This is a genomic window from Aquabacterium sp. A08 (genome assembly GCF_011742065.1).
The window spans coordinates 1-576 of sequence record NZ_JAAQQT010000217.1 but is presented as its reverse complement, the minus strand read 5'-3'; the positions used below and the strand labels follow the sequence as shown (position 1 = coordinate 576).

Annotated in this window: 1 pseudogene; it reads left to right on the top strand. The window is 71.0% G+C overall.

The annotated features are described in order from the left end of the window. Nucleotides 1–73 precede the first annotated feature (73 nt). Nucleotides 74–576 (top strand): annotated as a pseudogene (locus tag HA630_RS01215) (glutamine--fructose-6-phosphate aminotransferase); the annotation flags it as partial.

Sequence of the window (576 nt, the reverse complement as noted above, 5' to 3'; positions counted from 1 at the left end):
AAAAAGACCACAAATTTCTTCTGTGCCGGCCTAGCATCGCGCCATTCGCAGTGAATCAAACAGGGGTGAGACCATGTGTGGAATCGTCGGCGCGGTGTCTGCGCGCAACGTGGTGCCGGTGCTGGTGCAGGGCCTGCAGCGGCTGGAATACCGGGGTTACGACTCGTGTGGCGTGGCGGTGTACCGCCAGGGCGACCCGGCCGGTGCGCCCGCCGGGCTGCACCGCGCCCGCAGCACCGCCCGGGTGGCCGAGCTGCAGGCCCAGGTGGCCGCCGACGGCCTGAGCGCCGGCACCGGCATCGCCCACACCCGCTGGGCCACCCACGGCGCACCGGCGGTGCACAACGCCCACCCGCACTTCAGCCACGGCCCGGGGGCCGACGCCGCGCAACGCCCGGCCCGGGTGGCGCTGGTGCACAACGGCATCATCGAAAACCACGAAGAACTGCGCGCCGAACTGCAGGCCCGCGGCTACGTGTTCGAGAGCCAGACCGACACCGAGGTGATCGCCCACCTGGTGGACGCGCTGTACGACGGCGACCTGTTCCAGGCGGTGCGCACCGCCGTGGCCCGCCT